Genomic DNA, 17,769 nt, shown 5'->3' on the forward strand with positions numbered 1-17,769 from the left:
CTCCGAAGCGCCGAGGCGTGGCAAATGGTTCGAACACCCTTCACCGAGTCGTGGATTGCGGCGCGGATTTCGAACCACTTTCCACGACTCGGTGAAAGATCAGTGCGTGATGGTGATGGAGGTGCCGGACGGGATGCCGGGGTGGGTCAGCCAGAGGATCTTCAGCTCAGGGTCGTAGCGGTGGTCGACGTTGACTGCGGTCGGCTCCTTGGGGACCCGGATCGCCGTGGTGACCTGAACTCCTTGGGGTGCCTCGCAGGTGAAGAAGATTGTCGAGTCGTCCTGGTGCCAGTCGGCGATTCGGCCCGCGGACGCGAGGACCGGTACGTCGTCGTACGTCAGGTCGCGCAGCCAGATCAGCTCACCAGGGCCGAGCTCGCGGCGGCGTACGACGGGCAGCTCCGGGTCTAGCAGGTCGAGGTAGGTGCCCTCGACAACATGTGAGCCGCCGGCCTCCTCTAGTACGGCACCGATCAGGTACGGACCGCGCTGGACCCCGAGCCAGTTGGTGGGCTCCCAGGTGTGACCGCCGGACTCGGCCAGCTCGCGAAGCGCGGTGACCAGGGCGGCCGGTGCCGAGGTGAAGTCGGCCGGGCGGGACGCGACGAAGCGGACGCGCCCCGCACCGACCGGCTGGATGTCGTCGCGCTTGCGGTCCGCTCCGAGCGCCTCGGCGAGATGGTCGGCACAGGTCTCGTACCGCCCGGTCCACCACGAACGGATCTCGTGGTACGGGTCCGCGCCGTCACCGACGTACAGCAGGCTGCCGCCGCGATTGACCCACCCGGCGAGCGCGTAGTGGATGCTCGGCGCGAGCGGCTTCTGGAACTCGTAGCTCAGGACGAGCACGTCGACGTCGTCCAGGGCGTCGGGGGTGTCGATCACGTTCTCCAACTGCACCGGCGCGACGCGCTGCCCCTCGAACAACGGCGGCAGCGCGAGACCGTAGAAGTCGGAGAAGTGCAGTTGCTCGCGACCCTCCAACGCCAGGGCATCCTGCAGGCCGTCGTAGTGCCCACTCTCACCGCCGGGCGACCAGCGCTGGAACATCGCCGTGTCCGAGAGCGCAATTCCGACCCGCGGTCCCTCGTGTGCCCACCGGACATCGGGCTGCTCGAGGTCGCGCAGGCTGTTCATCGCGATCAGGTAGCTGGTCGCCGTGGTCGGCGGGATCAGCTCGCGTTCGGTGGAGCCTTCGCGCAGGTACGGGCGGTTGAAGATCCGGTTCGGCCACGGCGCGACCTCGTACCGCGAGACGCCCGGGTGCAGCAGGGAGGCGACGAGGGTGCGCTGGTAGTTGGCCAGGTAGTCCTCCCAGGTCCGGTCCGGGTGGTCCTCGATCGGGTCGTGCAGGAACCACATCCGGCGGTCGGTGCCGCGGGTCAGGTCCTGCGCGATGCCGTACTCCAGGTAGGCCGTCTCGAACGTACGCTCGGCGGCCTTCCCGTCGTAGACGTTCGGCGTCCGGGACGTGCCGGTCCAGACCTGCGCGATCGCGCCGTCGATCGAGGGCAGCGTGCGCAGCCGCGATTCGGGGCTGATGATCTGCCACTGGGTGTAGTTCAGGAGGCTGTGCGTCGGGACGTAGAAGCGCACCTGGCGTCCCTGCCGGAGGGCGTCGTCTCGCAGTACCGAGGTGACGCGGTCCAGGCTGCGCGACAGCAGGTGCTGCTTGAGCTGCCCGGCCCGGAAGTGCGCCTCGGGTGTGCTGTGCGGGGGCTGCCACGGCTCCTTGAAGTACGCCTCCCACTCGCGCTTGAACGACTCCGAGTAGCCGGCCCGGGACCAGAACTCCGGCTCCTCGAGGTGGATGCCCTCGACGCCGAGCTCGATGATCGGACGCAGCTTCTGGACCAGGTACTCCGTGAAGCCGAACGTCGGCACCATGTACGGGATGTCGACGCTCTGCCCGTGCAGGATCGGCGACCCGTCGCCCGCCGTCTGCGCATCGGCCCAGTGGTCGTCGCCGTCCCACCGCCCGTCCAGGTAGTCCTGGTACGTGCCCCAGGAGATCCCGGTCATCAGATGCACCCGGTAGCCGGCCTCCCGCCAGCGTGCGATCCGTTCCGCCGTGGTGTCGTTCAGCCCGTACACCATGACGAAGTCGGTCCGCAGATCGATCGATGCGTCGTACGCCGCCTGCTCCTGAAACCCGGTCGCCTCACGGTCCCTGTGCGTCATATGAATCAACCCTGTCCGCTCCGCGACCGAGAATCCAGCGCCTTGTCAGGAACTGGACACCTGCTCCTCGTCGTACAGAGCGGAGATCCAGAGATGCGTGAGGGTGTCGATCAGGGTCTGGCGGTCGTCGAACGGCGGGATGCCGCAGGCGGCGAGGTAGTAGAGACGTTCGCCGGTCCAGGTGAGCGTCGCGGCGAGCGCCGGGACGTCGATGTTGCTGAGCTTGGCGGCGACCGCCGGGTCCGCCTGGCGGTCGGCCTCGATGCGGGCGATGGTGGCTTCGGTGAACGTCGCCATCTGGGCGAGCCACAGCTCGCGGAGCTGCGGGTCGGACGCCCAGCTCTCCACGATCGCGCGCAGCACGGCGGCGTTGGCCATCCACAGATCGGCGCCGCCCTCGATGCCGGCCCGAAGCGTCTGGCGTGGACCCGCCTGCGCCCGGACCCACGGCTCGGCGACCTCGTGACCGGCCCCGACCGCGTCCCGCACCAGGTCGGCGAGCACCGCCTGCTTACCCGCGAAGTAGAAGTAGAAGCTCGCGCGCGACACCCCCGCCTCGGTGATGATCTCGGCGACGCTGAGCGTGTCGAACGTGCGCTCGCGGAGCAGCTCGCGGAGTGCGTCGAGGATCCGGTCGCGCAGCTCGGCGCCGTTCTGCTGGGGGTCGTCCCGTCGGGCCATCACCCTGCCGACCTTAGCAAACAAAGCGTCTAGACGATGTGACCAGACAGGCTGTATGGTCATCGTCATGACACAGCTTGCCGTCCATCTCGTCGTCAACGACCCCGACGCCGCGGCCGCCTGGTACGTCGAGGTTCTCGGCGCCGAGGAGACCAGTCGCGTCGTCCTTCCCGACGGCCGTCCGCTCACCGTCGAGCTGCGCGTCGGCGACACCGTGCTGGCCGTTGCGGGAGAGTGGCCTGATCGCGGTCAGCGCACGCCGGCCTCCCTCGGCGGTACGCCCGCCGCGTTCCATCTGCCGGTGGCCGACGTCGACGCCGCCTATGCACGGGCGATCGAGGCCGGTGCGAGTGCGGTCGAGGCGCCGTATGACGCGTTCTGGGGCGACCGGACCGCGCAGTTCCTGGACCCGTCCGGGCACCGCTGGGCGGTCGACCGGCATCAGCGCGACGTCTCGGCGGACGAGCTGGCCGAGCGGGTCGCGGCGATGTTCGCATGAGGTACACGACGTTCGGCCGAACGGGCCTGCGGGTCTCGGAGCTGGTGCTCGGCGCGATGACGTTCGGAGAGCAGGGCGGTGTCGGCGCGCCGATCGAGGAGTGTCGCCGGATCGTCGACGCGTACGCGGAAGCGGGCGGGAACGTCGTGGACACCGCGATCAACTACCGCGGTGGTGCGAGCGAGCAGATCGTCGGTGAGCTGCTCGCGGGGCGGCGCGACCGGTTCGTACTGGCGACGAAGTACACGGTCACCCGGGACTCCACGGACCCCAACGGCGGCGGCAATCATCGGAAGAACCTGAGGCTTTCGCTGGAGACCAGCCTGCGTCAGCTGCGGACCGATCACCTCGACGTCTACTGGGTGCACATCTGGGATCAGCACACGCCGATCGAGGAGACGATGCGGGCCCTCGACGACGCGGTGAGTTCGGGCAAGGTTCTGTACGTCGGCATCTCGGACACGCCGGCCTGGGTGGTGTCGCGCGCGAACACGCTCGCCGAATGGCGTGGGTGGACCCCGTTCGCCGGCCTGCAGGTTCCGTACAGCCTGGTCAACCGCGATGTCGAGCGCGAGCTGTTGCCGATGGCAACGGCGTACGGGTTGACGGTGACGGCGTGGGGCCCGCTGGGTGGAGGCGTCCTGTCCGGGAAGTACGGCGCGGGTCAGCCGGAGCGGGCTCGGTTGCAGCGGGATGCGATCGACGCTCGGGATCTCGCGGTGGCGCAGGCTGTGCAGGAGGTGGCGGGCGAGCTGGGGGCGACTCCGGCCCAGGTCGCGCTCGCGTGGGTCCGGCGGCGCAACGGCGTACTGCCGATCCTCGGCGCCCGGACCGTCGGCCAGTTGCAGGACAACCTCGGTTGCCTCGACCTCACCCTGCCGGAGGAGTCCGTCGAGCGTCTCGAGTCCGCCACTGGCTTCGAGCCCGGCTTTCCCGCCGACTTCATCAACCAGACCACACCCTGGGTCCTGGGCGCGGCCGCGCTCTAGTGTGCCGTGTCGGACCAGGTTTGGAGTTTGTCCGGGTTGCGGATCGCCCAGATGCGGGTGATCCGGCCGGCCTTCGTGTCGAACGCATAGACGGTCACGGTGGTGCCGGCGGACTCGGCGCGCAGGCCGGGGCGGCCGTTGACGAGGCATTCCTTGAGGTCGAGGCCCAGGAGCCGGTCGGCGAACTTGGTGAAGGTCTCGGCGATCTGAGCGGCGCCACTGAGGGACTTCACGAAGACCGGCGCGTGGCCGCCGGTGTCTGCGACCGTGGTGGCTTCGGGGTCGAGCAGGCCGATCAGCGCGTCGATGTCCTTGGATTCCCAGGCCCGCTTGAAGTCCCGGACGATCTGCTCCTCGACCGCGGCCGGCGTCGGGCGGGACGCGTCGAGCCGACGGCGAGCGGACGACGCGAGCTGCCGGCAGGCCGCGGTGGAGCGGCCGACGATCTCCGCGATCTCCTTGTACGGGTAGCGGAACACGTCGTGCAGCACGAACGCGACCCGCTCCGCCGGCGTCATCGACTCCAGGACGACCAGGAACGCCATGCCGACCGACTCGTCGAGCGTGATCAGATCCGCCGGGTCCGCGGTGCTCCACTCCGACGGGTCGGGGACCGGCTCCGGGATCCACTCGCCGACGTACCGCTCCCGTCGTACCCGGGCTGACGTCAACTGGGTCAGACAGATGCGGCCGGCAACCTTCGTGAGCCACGCCGCCGGGTTGTCGATCGCCTGCGCCTCGGCGGGCGTCAGCGCGTACCAACGGGCGTACGTCTCCTGAACCACGTCCTCGGCGTCGGCCACCGAGCCGAGCAGCCGGTACGCGACGTTGATGAGCTGTCGTCGCTCGCTGATGAGCAGCTGCATGGTCTTCCCTTCGTCACCCGTCAGAACTCCGACACCGCAGCCCGGTGAATTGTGACGTCGCCTGACGTTCTGGTGCCCTGCCTGGTCGGACCTTTGAGACACCAACGTCAGTGAAGGGAAGTCATGATGTCCGAACAGCACAAGGTCGTCGTCATCGGTGGCGGGTACGCGGGCACGCTCGCGGCGAACCGTCTGCGGATGCGCGTCGATCTCGACGTCACACTCGTCAACCCGCGACCGAAGTTCGTGGAGCGGATCCGGCTGCATCAGCTCGTGGCCCGGACCGGTGACGTCACGATCGACTACGGCACGCTGCTCGGCGACGGGATCGAGCTCGTCGTCGACAGCGTCACGCGCATCGACACCGCCGCCCGGACCGTTGAGCTGGCGTCGGGAGCAGCGCTGGACTACGACTACGTCATCTACGCGGTGGGCAGTACCGGGGCGACGCCGGTGGACGAGTTCGCGTACGGCATCGCGGAGTACGAGTCCGCGGAACGGCTGCGTGCGCAGCTGGACGAGCTGCCGATGGATGCTCCGGTCACCGTCGTCGGCGGCGGCTTCACCGGTATCGAAACCGCGGCCGAGCTCGCGGAACGCGGGCGCAGTGTGACGCTCGTGTGCAGCAGTTCGCTGGCGCCAACGCTCAGTACGAAAGGACGCCGGTACGTCGCGAACTGGCTGGCCGATCATGACGTCGCCGTACTCGAACACCGGACCGTGACGAAGGTCCGTGCGGACGCCGTCGTCCTGGACGGCGAGACGGTCCGCCCGAGCGCGCTGACGATCTGGACCACCGGATTCGGCGTACCGAAGCTGGCAGCCGCGAGCGGTCTGCAGACGGATGCGGTCGGACGGCTGATCACCGACGAGACGCTGACCTCGGTCGACGACGACCGGATCGTGGCAGCAGGCGACGCGGTCGCACCGTCGGGCCGGCCGCTCCGGATGAGTACGTATGCAGCCGGCCCGCTCGGCGCCCAAGCCGCCGACACCGTACTGAGCCGGATCGCCGGCACCGAACCGACGCTCCTCGAGCTGAGGTTCAGCGGAGCCTGCGTGAGCCTCGGCCGCGACGCAGGCATCCGCCAACTCGCCCGCAAAGACGACACGGCCGTCAACCTCTACATCTCAGGCCGCCTAGGGGCCCGAGTAAAAGAAAAGACCTGCCGCTTCGTCATCGACAGCCGAATCCGCCGCGAAGCCCGCGCCCCAGGCACCATGACCTGGCCCAAAGCCGGCCCCCGCACCAACCTACTTCCGCAGTGAGTGAAGGTCTTCCACCGCACCTGGCAGCCGACGCGGATCGAGGGGGGACGGCAAGTATCGTGGTGGTATGAGTGTGCAGCGGCGGCCGACTATGTATGACGTGGCTGCGCTGGCGGGGGTTTCGCATCAGACGGTGTCGCGGTATTTGCGGGCGGATCCTACTGTTCGGGTGGGGACGTCGGTGCGGATCAAGGCGGCGATCGACGAGCTGGGGTATCGGCCGAATCTGATGGCGCGGGCGATGCGGACCCGGAGTACGGGTGTGGTGGCGATCATCCTGCCGGGGTGGACCGGGCCGGAGCGGACGGTCGAGGCGGCGTGTGACGAGGCGCAGCGGCTCGGGTACCAGGTGGAGATCGTGATCGGGGTGCATGAGGATCCGGCGGCGCTGAGCCGGCTTGCGGACGACATCCTCGGCCGTGGGCAGGTCGACGGGGTGCTGTCGGTGACGCCGTTGACGGTGAAGACCGATGGTGTCGTCGTACAGACGGACGAGTTCGACGATCGGTTGCGGGCGGTGGAGGCGGTCGCTGCGGACGAGGCGACGATGGTCGAGCTTGTTGAGAGGCTCGCTTCGCTGGGGCATCGGGAGTTCTTCCATGCTGCCGGGCCGCAGGACTGGAGGTCGGCGCAGCTCCGGCGGTCCGGATATCTGAAGGCTTGCGAGCGGTTGGGGTTGCGGTCGCACGGTGTGTACGACGGTGCGTGGCATCCGGAGACGGGTGCGGCGGCGGTGCAGTCGTTGCCCGATGACACGCCGGTGACCGCTGTGGTGGCGGCCAGCGATCACATCGCGGCCGGCGTGCTGCGGGCGGCGTTCGACCGCGGGTGGCGCGTACCGGAGGATTTGAGTGTCACCGGGTGGGACGACCTGACGTTGTCCCGGTACGGTACGCCGGCGCTGTCGACCGTTCGCGTCGACCGCGAAACGTCCGGCCGGCACGGCATGCGCCGCCTGATCGCCGCCATCCGCAACGAGCCCGAACCCCAACCGTTGCCCGCAGCCCCCACCAAGATCATCCTCCGGGAAACCACAGCCCCACCCCGCTGACCCACCACCAACTGCAGCCCGCCGGCCGCGGAGCAGGTCCGCGGCCGGCGGGTGGGGGCGGGATTAGGTGAGGATCAGGGCTCCTAGGTGCCAGAAGCGGTCTGGGTCGCTGTCGAGGATCAGGTCTGCGGTTCGGCCGGTGGGGCCGCCGTCGAGGTCGGCGTGGATCCAGGTGAAGACCCCGCCGGGGAGATCGGTGGACGCGGCAAGGATCTTGGTGCCTTCGGCAATCGTCGTCGGCGGGCAGTCGGGCCCGCCGTCGCCGACCAGCGCGGACAGTCGCACCTTGCCGGGCGGCAGAGTGATCCGGAGCGTCCGCGCGGGATAGTCCCCGACGAAGTCGCGCCGCAGTGCATCCCAGGCGCTGCCCCGATCCCGAGGCTGCGGTGCCGTACCCACCCAGCCATAACCGCGCGTCGCGTCCCAGGTCGTGCTGGGCGAGACCCGCGCATAGCCCGTCACCAGCGGGCTGTCGACGGTCCCGACGTCCAGCGCGAGCCGACACTGCGCAGCGTCCGGCGTCACGATGAACGTCTGATTCTGCGCTCCCAACGCAGTCTGCCCGGTGTCAATCGCCAACTCGACCAGGTCGGTGATCAACGGGGGAGTGACCGGCACGGTAGTCGTCGCGGTCGCCCCCGAGTCGATGGTGACCGACGTCGTTCCGACCTGCCAGCTGGAGTCGACGGCGTGCACGCCGGCAGTAACCGTCTGCGAGGTCCGGAACGCGTTGGTGAGCTCGAGCGGCAGATCGTTGGCGCGTCCACCGATCAGCAGACCACGGTTCGGGTACGCGACCTGCAGCCACTCGGTCCCGGTCGACAAGATCCGGGAGTAGCCGTAGAAGTACGAGACGATCGTGTCCCGCCAGCGCTCGGCCTCGACCACATGCGCGTCGAACGTGGCCGCGATGTCCGCGTGCCGCGCCTCGTCGACGTGTCCCGCGAGCCGTCCCCAGGCCCGCCGGAATTCCAGCACCTTTTCGTACCCGGCGAAATGGCTGTCGTAAATATGCTGGATGACAGTCTTCCCGGACTGCAGTCGATGCGTGTACGGCACAAAGTGCATGAACAGCAGCAACTCGTCCGGGCAGTTCTCCAACGATCCGTACAGGTCCCGCCAATGATCGGCGTACAGAACCGGAAAGACCGCCGTACGGTCGAATCCCGTTCCTTCCGCGGTGGTGTAGTGCGAAAGGTTGTGGGTCGAATTCGGGTCCGGCGCGAAGTGCGATCCGAGCGGGTACGTCAGGTAGCCCATGCCCAACGGCGACGTGTAACTCTCGTACGTCTCCCAGGACTGCAACATGATGGCCTTGAGCACCGATCCGACCTGGCGGTCGAGCCCGAACGTCAGCTCGATCCACTCGGTCACGATCTCGTCCGCCGACAGCCTCGGGTTCCACGCCAGTCGCGCGAACCCATGCGTGTTCGCCGCACCGAGTTGGTAGCCGGTCCAGTCCCGGTCGTCACCGATGTTGACGACGCCGGCGAAACCGACGTTCTCCTGCTGGTACGCGGCCCCGGTGACGATGTCGGCCACCGTCGGCCCGTTCCCGGGCCCCTGGTGCGTCGAGAACCCGAGGATCGACTTCCACTCCGGAACGAGATAACACAAATGCGTGGAATGCCCTGTGTACTCCTGCGTGATCTCCAGCTCGATCATCTGGTTCGTCTGCGGCAACCCACCGAACAACGGATTGACCGGTTCGCGTACCTGGAAGTCGATCGGCCCGTTCTTGGTCTGGACGACCGCATTGTCGTGGAACTGCCCGTCGAGCGGATGGAACACGTTGTACTCGTACTGGGCCCAGTCGTCGAACCCCTCGTGGACGAACGACCTCCAGACCAGCCGCCCCTGGTACGGCGCCAGCCGGTCGGCGAGCATGTTCGCGCCCTCGGCGTGCGTCCGGCCGTAGTCGAGCGGCCCGGGCTGTCCTTCGGAGTTCGCCTTGACCAGGAACCCGCCGAAGTCCGGGATCAGCCGGTAGATCTCGTCGATCTTGTCCTGCCACCACTGCTGCAACCGCGAATCGAGCGGATCGGCCACGGTGATCGGCGACGACTCGCCGGCGGTGAGTGTGATCGGCGCGGCGTAGTTCGCCGACAGCCACAACCGCACACCCCACGACCGCAGTACGCCGGCCAGCGCCGCGAGCCCGGGCAACCGCTCCGAGCGCAGGAAGTCGGCGCTGGCGTTCACGTTGTTGATGACCGTGTGGTTGATCCCAACAGATGCCAGTACGCGCGCATAGTCCACGTACCGCTCGCGCAGCCCGGGCAGTTCGTCCCACACGAAGATCGACTTGCCCGCGTACCCGCGTTCGATGCTCCGGTTGAGGTTGTCCCAGTGGTTCATCATGCGCAGCGGCGACGCCGGCCGGTCCGTGAGGTTCAGGTCGGAGAGCGGGCGCTGCCGCTGCAGGTGCTGCAGCAGGCGGAACGCTCCGTACAGCGCGCCGCGCTCGTCGCCACCGGTGATCTCCACCCGGTCCGCGCGCCGCTTGATCGTGAAGCTCTCCGCCGCGAGGTCGCCGACCCGGACGAGGACAGCGCCCTTGCCGGCCTGGTCCTTCACCGGCACCGGCCGGCCGAGCAGGGCCGACAATCCACGGGCCAGTTCGGCCCCGGCGGACTGCAGTACGGGCTGCTTGCCGGCGACAACGATGTGGGTGAACGCGGACCGATAGCGGTTCAGTACGTCGCGGTTCGAGATCAACCGGTACCGCAGCCAGAGGTCGTACCCGTCTTCATCAGGCGGCATGGTCAGATTGCCTGATGCAGCGAAGGCCGACTGGCCCGGCAGCAATCCAGCAGCGAAGGCACCGGCAGCACCGGCCGCACTGCCGGCGAGGAGAGTTCGGCGAGTGATGTTCATCGGGCGCTCCTTCACGACTCGTAGGTGCGGAGGTAGTCGAAGTGCGCGGCGGGTCCGGTGCCGCCCATCGAGATCAGGCCGATCTTCAACGGCCCGTCGGGCAGGTACCAGTAGCTGCCCCACTGCCAGTGCTTGCCGTCGAGGCTGGTCGCCGCCTGGAACAGATGCTGACCGTCCCGGGTGGTGTGCCGCAGCCGCAGCCACATCGTGTCGGCACTCGGCCCGACCTGGATCGCCTCCGGCCACGGGCTGGGATCGGAGCCGGGCCACAGGAAGGTCTGCCGTACGGCGTTGGTCCGGGTCGGTGCCAGCTGCAACGACTGCGTCCCGGATGCCTGCGCGATCAACCCGGCGCGGGCGTTGCCCGTACTGCCCTCGAACGGCAGCGAGACCTTCGTCTCCACGGTGAAGTCGCCGGCCGGGGCGTCCCGCAGCAGCAGGGTGGCACCGGTCTTGAGGTTCGTGGACTGCATGTCCCAGTTGAGTTGCCCGTTCGCGACCTGACCCTGGTTCGCCCCGGTCCACTGCCACGCCCCGTCCTGGGCGTTGAACTCGTCACTGAAGCCGGTGAGCAGCTTGCCGGTGTGCGGGTCCGGGACCTTGTGCGTGACTGGTTGGTAGAGCTTGGTCATGCCAACGTTGTCGGCCTGCGCGGTGCCGGTGACCCCGATCTGCGCGGGTCCGGCGAGCCCCTTCGCGAGCTGTACGTCGACAGAAGCGAGCGCATTGTCGCCGATCGACGGTGCGACCTGGATCGTCGCGCGGCCGTCGCGGACCTCCACGGTGACCGAGTGCCAGGTGTCGTACCGGAAGCCCTGGTACAGCGGGCGTTCGGACGTACTGACGATCCTGCCGCCCACGCGCTGCTCGACGCGGAGCGTCCTGCGTTCCGGATCCAGGTAGGCGACCGCGTAGTTGCGGGCCGAGCGGTACCCGAAGACGAGTCCGGCCTTCCCGGCGGACGTCCTGAGGTCGGCCTCGACGCGATAGTCGGCCGGTCCGCTCGTGCGGTTGACGAGCAACGAGGACGCCGAGTCGGAGGCGACGTAGCCGTCGTTACTGCTCCATTGACCCGCGATCGTGCGCCAGGCAGTCAGGTCCGAGGAGTCGAACGAACTGCCGACGTTCCAGGCCGCGGCGGGTGCGGGTTGCGGCGTGTCGGAGGTCCACTGCCCGGCCCGCACGGTCGGCCAGCCACCTACCCAGTCGAGACGGTCCATCGACTGCGGACGGCCGCCCCAGGTGCGGTCGGCGCGGATGTCGGAGTTGACGAGGTTCCAGTCCTGACCGGATCGGTCGACGGTGACGGCGTTGTGGCCGGTGGCGTTCAGCGAGTTGCCGTTGAACGAGTTCACGATCGTGCCGCCGGGCTGATCGGACGTCAGCGAGACGCCGTTCTCGTCCAGGAACGGGCCGGTGGGGGAGGTGGAGCGCCCGGCGAGCACCGGGTAGCCGCCTCCGCCGTCAGTACCCATGCAGCAGCCGTAGCCGGAGTAGAACAGGTAGTACCACGGTCCGCGCTTCGCGACCCACGCGCCTTCGCCACGCTCACCGGAGACGACCTGCGTCGACTCACCGACCGTGTTCTTGCCGTCGGCGGTGAGCCGTACGACATGGATGCCGCCGCTGCGGAACGAGCCGTAGTACAGGTACTTCGTGCCGTCGTCGTCGATGAACATCATCGGGTCGATCTCCATCACGACGCTGTCCTTGACGAAGTTCACGACCGGATGGCCGACGTCCGTCCAGGGGCCGGCGGGCGTCGGCGCAGTCGCCAGGCCGATCGCGGCGTCGAGCGAGGTGGAGCCGGGCGCGGAGTAGTACATGTAGTACTCGCCGTCGACGTACCGGACGTCCGGCGCCCAGTAGCCCTTCTGCGGCCAGCCGGCCCACTGCGGGTGGTTGGCCTCGCTGAACGCGTCGCCGAGGAAGGTCCAGTGCACGAGGTCGGTGGAGCGCACCATCGGGATCAGGTGCTGCGGTCCGTGGTTGTCCGCGTTCTCACGGGTCAGGCTGGTGTTGGTGGCGTACGAGTACCAGGCGCCGTCCTTGGCGCGGATCAGGCCGGCATCGGAGAACGCCTGCGCGATGTCGGACATGAGTGGATTGCTGTACGTCGGTCGGTCCGGCGGGGCACCGGCCGCGGGCACTCCGGCGACGGCGGCGAGCACCGCGGCCAGGCCGGTGAGTAGCAGGCGGAACGGGCGAGTTCGAGGCTTCATGGTGGGTCCTCACATGGGCGGAGAGGTCTCGCGAGCTGCAGGTCCGGCAGAAAAGTTATCGATCACATTCTGCCGTTCGGACAGACAGTAAGTGATCGATAATTCGACCGCAAGACCTCAGAGGTGCAGGCTGGCCGGATGAGGCTCGAAGTACTGCACGTCCCGGACTGCCCCAATCTGCACCTGTTGCTCGACCGGCTGGCCGCGGTCACGCCCGTACCAGTGCGGATGCGGCTGATCGAGTCCGAGGCCGATGCGGAGCGCTTCGGGATGACGGGCTCACCGACGCTCCTGGTCGACGGAGTGGACCCGTTCGGCACCGGGGATCAGGTGAGCCTTTCCTGTCGCCTGTACCGGGACGCGAGTGGCAAGTCGGTCGGCGTGCCGTCGGTCGACCAACTGCGCTCGGTCACAAGCGGATGAGATCGCCCGGGATCATCGCGCCGAGATCGTGGCCGACGACAACCGCCTGGACCGGCGCGACGACCTCTGCGGGAAGAACCATGGTGATTGGTTTACCCGACGACCGGTTCGCTTTCGCCGGCTGATCGCCGCGCCGACCGGCGAATTGCGGCGGTTGGTGGGAGACTGCGGACGTAGGAGTCGCGACCGGAGAGCGGTGGGGAATCATGAGTCTCGCTTACGAAGTCGGCCTTCCACTGGTGGCCGACGCGGACGTGCACGCCCCGTGGAACGGGCATGACACCCGGGTGCTGATCATGGCGGTGCTCGGCATCGCGATCATCGTGCTGCTGATCGTCGCGCTCAAGGTGCATGCGTTCTTGTCGCTGACCATCGGCGCACTGTTCGTCGGGGTCGCGTCCGGGATCGGCGCCGGTGACGTGACCAAGTCGTACGAGAACGGCGTCGGCAGTGTCCTCGGGTACGTCGGCGTCCTGATCGCGCTCGGTGCCATGGTCGGCAAGTTGCTGGCCGACTCCGGCGGCGCCGACCAGGTCGTCGACACGCTGCTGCGCGGCAAGTCCGCGAGCCTGCCGTGGAAGATGGCGCTGATCGCGTTCATCATCGGCATCCCGATGTTCTTCGAGATCGGCCTGGTGCTGCTCATCCCGGTGGTCGTGCTGGCCGTTCGGCGGACCGGCGCCCGGGCGATGCTGCTGGGCATCCCGGCGCTGGCCGGCCTGTCGGTGCTGCACGGCTTCATCCCACCGCACCCCGGCCCGCTGGCCGCGATCGGCGTCCTGAAGGGCAATGTCGGTATCACGCTCGCGCTCGGTCTGCTGGTGGCGATCCCGACCGTGATCGTCGCCGGTCCGCTGTTCGGGCGGCTGGCCGCTAAGTGGGTCCCGATCGGTGCCGCCGGAACCGCCCTCGAGGTCGGCGCGGGACACCACGAGGTCGAGGACGGCGGGTCCCAGGACGGCAAGGCTCAGGACGGGCGGCACGGCCGGCCGGAGGAGCCTGCGCCGGCCGGTACGAAGCGGACCCGGACCCCAAGCTTCGCCGCGACGCTGATCACGGTCCTGCTGCCGGTCGCGCTGATGCTGATCAAGGCCGCGTCGGACGTCTGGATGAGCAAGGACAACGCGATCTACCCGGTGCTGCAGTTCATCGGCGACCCGGTGGTCGCGCTGCTGATCGCCGTACTGGTCGCGATGTACACGTTCGGCACCGCGGTCGGCTTCGGGATTCCGGTCCTGAGCAAGAAGATCGGCGAGAGCCTGCTGCCGATCTCCGGCGTGATGCTGATCGTCGGTGCCGGTGGCGGGTTCAAGCAGGTCCTGGTCGACGGCGGGACCGGTACCGCGATCGCCAAGATCGCCATCGCCGCGAACCTCTCGGCGCTCCTTCTCGGCTGGATCGTCGCCGTACTCATCCGCCTCGCAACCGGCTCCGCGACGGTCGCCACGGTCACGGCCGCCGGTATCGTCGCGCCGCTCGCGACCGGCGAGAGCACCACCCACCTCGCCCTGGTGGTGCTGGCGATCGGTGCCGGCTCGCTGTTCTTCTCGCACGTCAACGACGCCGGCTTCTGGCTCGTCAAGGAGTACTTCGGCATGACCGTGGGTGAGACCATCAAAACCTGGTCGCTGATGGAGACCGTCATCTCGATCATGGGCCTCGGCATGACGCTGATCCTGTCGATCTTCTGGTAGCCCCGCGGAGATGATTAGGTGGTGGGGTGGAGGTTGACGGGCGGTTCGAATGGGAAGGGCGATCGATTGCGTACGGGAAGGCAGGGACCGGGCCCGCGGTGGTGTTCTGTCACGGGACGCCGTTCTCGTCGCGGGTCTGGTCGCGGTACGCCGATGCGCTGAGCGCCGACTTCACGGTGTACCTGTGGGACATGCCCGGGTACGGCGAGTCGTCGAAGGATCCGTCCCACGCCGTGGATTTCGGAGCGCAGGCGCGGGCCTTCGCCGCCCTGCTCGAGCATTGGGAGCTGGACCGGCCGCGGGTTGTCGCGCACGACTTCGGCGGGGCGGTCTCGCTGCGTGCTGCTCTGGTCGAGAAGGCGGCGTACGCGTCGTTGATGCTCGTCGACGTGGTGGCGATCCCGCCGAGCGGTTCGGCGTTCTTCCAGTTCGTGAAACGGCACCCGACGACGCTCGATGAGCTGCCCGCGTACGTCCATGAGGCGGTCCTGCGGGCGTACGTGAGCGCTGCCAGCCATCGCGGGCTGCGCGCCGACGAGCTGGACGAGCTCGTCGCTCCGTGGTGCACGGACGAAGGGCAGCCGGCTTTCTATCGGCAGATCGCGCAGTACGACGAGGACTTCCTGGCCGTGAACGAACGCCTCGTCGGCGAGCTAGAGCTCCCGGTGCAGGTGGTGTGGGGACGCGACGACGCGTGGATCCCGGCCGCGACCGGGCGGCGCCTGGCCGGGCTGATCCCGGGGGCCTCGTACGTGGAGGTAGCGGACGCCGGCCACCTCATGCAGTACGACGCCCCGGTGGCGCTGGCCACTGTACTGCGGGAGTGGCTGTCACGGTGATCGCTGCGTCGCCGAGTTGCGGGTGGGTCGCGGTGAGGTGGATCTCGCCCGGAGAGAACGCTCGTAGCCAGACGGCATAGGCGCCACCGTTCAATTCGAGCACGAACGTACTGTCACCGACAAGCTGTACGGAACCCTCCACGTCGATCGTGACGGTCCCGTACGCCGATGGGCGAAGGTTGCCGTAGGCATCCGTGGCACGCACCACGACCCGCGTCAGATCGGTGCCGTCGGCCACGATCTCGTTGTCGTCGGCAAGCAGGTCCAGACGATCGGCGGTGCGGTCGGCGGAGAAGGACCGGCTGACCACGCGACGATCCTCCAGATACCCGTCGATGCGGAGGTCGGGCAGTGCTGCCGGCCCGGGCGGCAGCGTGACGAACGACGGTGCATAGGGCAGGGATCCGAAACGGGTCGTGTCGGGGCGTACGGTCGCCAAGTGATCGTCGCCGAGGAAGAGTTCGAGGCGCTCGCAGTTCGAGCAGATCATCAGCTCGTCGTCGAGCGGCGCATCCCAGTGGAACGCCGGCGCGATCACCGGACGGCGCTGCGGGTCGACCTGCGCCTGGTAGATCGCCGCGCCGAGCTTCGGGATGCGGAACGTGTCCGCCACCCCGTTGCACTTCAGGCGATGGTCGATCCACCCGTTCTGCGAGTCGTAGTCGAACGCCTGCCAGGCGAGGACGCCGAGGTACCGGTCGTCGGCGGCGGCCTGCTGGTGGACCTGCGCGTGCAGGTACGCCTGCCGCGCCTGCACCGACTGCGGATCTGTCCGCCGGTAGAAGTGCGGCCCGGCGAGCGCGCCGATCGCCTCGGTGATCAGGTACGGGATGCCCGGCAGCGGCTCGAGCAGCGTCGCACCGGTCTCGTCGTTGGCGTAGTCGTTGTACGCGAACACGTCCTGGTGGAAGCCGTCCGTCGAGTACTCCGAGGCGAGCATCGCGCCGCTCGTCGCCCGGTCCGGGTCGAGCGCCTTCGCCACCTCCTGAGTACGCCGGTAAAGCTCCGGGTAGTTCGCGGATTCGTTGACCCGTACGCCCCACACGACGACCGACGGGCGGTTGCGGTCGCGGCGGATCATCCGCTCGACGTCGGCGACGACGAGGTCCTGCCAGGCGGCGTCGCCGACGTACTGCCAGCCGGGAATCTCCTCGAACACGAGCAGGCCGAGCTCGTCGCAGGCGTCCAGGAACGCGGGCGACTGCGGGTAGTGCGCGCAGCGGACCATCGTGCAGTTCAGCTCGGTGCGGAGGATCTCGGCGTCGCGGCGCTGCACGCGGTCCGGCATCGCCATCCCGGTCCACGGGAAGATCTGATGCCGATTCAGCCCGAACAGCTCGAGCCGTTCGCCGTTGAGGTAGAACCCGTCCACCGCGAACCGTGCCTCGCGGAACCCGATCCGCGCGGTCCGCTCGCTGCCACTGTCGAGTCGCGCCACCAGGTCGTACAGAACGGGGGAGTCGGGAGCCCAGAGCTGTACGTCGTCGAGCCCGCTCAACGTCAGTACGACCTCGGGCCCGGTGACGTCCGCGGCCGAGGAGGCGAGCAGGCGCCCGTCGCCTGCCCGCAACTCAACTCCCACGCGGCCGTCGGGTGAGTCGGGTGCGTCGATGGTGCAGGTGACTTCGACGCGGCGAGCCGACGGATCGAGTACGTCGAGCGGGCGGACCTGGAGGTCGGAAATGAAGGACGCCGGCTCGAGCCGTACGTCGACCGACCGCGTCAGCCCGCCCGGCTGGAAATAGTCGACGCCGCTGTGACCGTCAGGATGACCGCTCGGCGGGATCGGCAACCACCGCGCATCGAGCACGATCGCCACCAGGTTCGCTCCCGGCGCGACGAGATCGGTGACCTCGTGCGTGAACGGCAGGTAGCCGCCCTGCTGAGTGCCGGCCAGCGTCCCGTTGACGTACACGGAGGCCGCATGCAGCGCCCCATCGACGTCCACGAACACCCGCTGCGCGTCGGCCGGTACGTCCACCCAGCGCCGATAGCACCAGCGGTCCTCCCAGGTGTCCGCGTCCCAGTCCCGCCACGACAGCGGTACGACTGTGTGCGGCAACGTCACCGGCTCGTAACCGCTGTCGTCGTACGTCACCTCCGTCGCGGACTCGTCGGCCAGCCTCCCGAACCGCCACTCAGCCATGCCCCGACCCTACGGGCATGTATTTCTGAGGC

General features: G+C 68.4%; 13 protein-coding genes. 7 read left to right on the top strand and 6 right to left on the bottom strand.

Annotated elements, in window-relative coordinates:
* Window positions 1–99: 99 nt before the first annotated feature.
* Entirely contained in the window at window positions 100–2,181 is a 2,082-nt protein-coding gene (locus ACGFI6_RS22665; RefSeq protein WP_393121578.1) for a hypothetical protein, read from the bottom strand.
* A 45-nt stretch (window positions 2,182–2,226) separates the two neighbouring features.
* On the bottom strand, window positions 2,227–2,862 hold the full coding sequence (locus ACGFI6_RS22670) for a TetR/AcrR family transcriptional regulator (RefSeq protein ID WP_393122518.1): 636 nt from the start codon (window positions 2,860–2,862) through the stop codon (window positions 2,227–2,229).
* A 67-nt stretch (window positions 2,863–2,929) separates the two neighbouring features.
* Between ACGFI6_RS22670 and ACGFI6_RS22675 the strand changes: the two genes are divergently transcribed.
* Together ACGFI6_RS22675 and ACGFI6_RS22680 are read left to right on the top strand one after the other, a co-directional pair.
* Window positions 2,930–3,361 carry a VOC family protein gene (locus ACGFI6_RS22675; RefSeq protein WP_393121580.1) on the top strand — a complete coding sequence of 144 codons (432 nt, stop codon included), beginning with the start codon at window positions 2,930–2,932 and terminating at the stop codon, window positions 3,359–3,361.
* Complete coding sequence (locus tag ACGFI6_RS22680; RefSeq protein ID WP_393121582.1) at window positions 3,358–4,350, top strand: aldo/keto reductase; 993 nt, start codon at window positions 3,358–3,360, stop codon at window positions 4,348–4,350. The genes ACGFI6_RS22675 and ACGFI6_RS22680 overlap by 4 nt, the downstream gene beginning before the upstream one ends.
* Here ACGFI6_RS22680 and sigJ read toward each other — a convergent pair.
* Window positions 4,347–5,216, bottom strand: coding sequence for an RNA polymerase sigma factor SigJ (gene sigJ / locus ACGFI6_RS22685; protein ID WP_393121584.1), 870 nt, complete (start codon window positions 5,214–5,216; stop codon window positions 4,347–4,349). The two genes, ACGFI6_RS22680 and sigJ, sit on opposite strands and share 4 nt — an antisense overlap.
* A gap of 126 nt (window positions 5,217–5,342) precedes the next feature.
* Here sigJ and ACGFI6_RS22690 point away from each other — a divergent pair, with 126 nt between their 5' ends.
* Together ACGFI6_RS22690 and ACGFI6_RS22695 are read left to right on the top strand one after the other, a co-directional pair.
* Window positions 5,343–6,485 carry an NAD(P)/FAD-dependent oxidoreductase gene (locus ACGFI6_RS22690; protein ID WP_393121586.1) on the top strand — a complete coding sequence of 381 codons (1,143 nt, stop codon included), beginning with the start codon at window positions 5,343–5,345 and terminating at the stop codon, window positions 6,483–6,485.
* Window positions 6,486–6,552: 67 nt separating this feature from the next.
* Window positions 6,553–7,536 (top strand): LacI family DNA-binding transcriptional regulator, encoded by a 984-nt coding sequence (locus ACGFI6_RS22695; RefSeq protein WP_393121588.1) that lies wholly within the window; start codon window positions 6,553–6,555, stop codon window positions 7,534–7,536.
* Window positions 7,537–7,599: 63 nt separating this feature from the next.
* Here the strand turns inward: ACGFI6_RS22695 and ACGFI6_RS22700 are convergent, their stop codons facing one another.
* Together ACGFI6_RS22700 and ACGFI6_RS22705 are read right to left on the bottom strand one after the other, a co-directional pair.
* Complete coding sequence (locus ACGFI6_RS22700) at window positions 7,600–10,413, bottom strand: alpha-glucuronidase family glycosyl hydrolase (protein ID WP_393121590.1); 2,814 nt, start codon at window positions 10,411–10,413, stop codon at window positions 7,600–7,602.
* Window positions 10,414–10,424: 11 nt separating this feature from the next.
* Window positions 10,425–12,635 (bottom strand): family 43 glycosylhydrolase, encoded by a 2,211-nt coding sequence (locus ACGFI6_RS22705; RefSeq protein ID WP_393121591.1) that lies wholly within the window; start codon window positions 12,633–12,635, stop codon window positions 10,425–10,427.
* Window positions 12,636–12,773: 138 nt separating this feature from the next.
* Here ACGFI6_RS22705 and ACGFI6_RS22710 point away from each other — a divergent pair, with 138 nt between their 5' ends.
* The 3 genes from ACGFI6_RS22710 to ACGFI6_RS22720 all read left to right on the top strand — a co-directional run bounded on the left by ACGFI6_RS22710 (window position 12,774) and on the right by ACGFI6_RS22720 (window position 15,591).
* Window positions 12,774–13,058 (top strand): alkylmercury lyase, encoded by a 285-nt coding sequence (locus ACGFI6_RS22710; RefSeq protein ID WP_393121593.1) that lies wholly within the window; start codon window positions 12,774–12,776, stop codon window positions 13,056–13,058.
* Window positions 13,059–13,354: 296 nt separating this feature from the next.
* A complete protein-coding gene (locus ACGFI6_RS22715; RefSeq protein WP_393122520.1) occupies window positions 13,355–14,752 on the top strand; it encodes a gluconate transporter in 1,398 nt (465 codons plus the stop codon).
* Between the two features lie 26 nt (window positions 14,753–14,778).
* Window positions 14,779–15,591 (top strand): alpha/beta fold hydrolase, encoded by an 813-nt coding sequence (locus ACGFI6_RS22720; RefSeq protein ID WP_393121595.1) that lies wholly within the window; start codon window positions 14,779–14,781, stop codon window positions 15,589–15,591.
* On the opposite strand, the gene ACGFI6_RS22725 is transcribed toward ACGFI6_RS22720, so the two are convergent.
* Window positions 15,530–17,737 (bottom strand): glycoside hydrolase family 2 protein, encoded by a 2,208-nt coding sequence (locus ACGFI6_RS22725; RefSeq protein WP_393121597.1) that lies wholly within the window; start codon window positions 17,735–17,737, stop codon window positions 15,530–15,532. The two genes, ACGFI6_RS22720 and ACGFI6_RS22725, sit on opposite strands and share 62 nt — an antisense overlap.
* Window positions 17,738–17,769: the final 32 nt, after the last annotated feature.

The sequence above is a fragment of the Kribbella sp. NPDC048928 genome (assembly GCF_043197975.1).
Taxonomy (GTDB): Bacteria; Actinomycetota; Actinomycetes; order Propionibacteriales; family Kribbellaceae; genus Kribbella.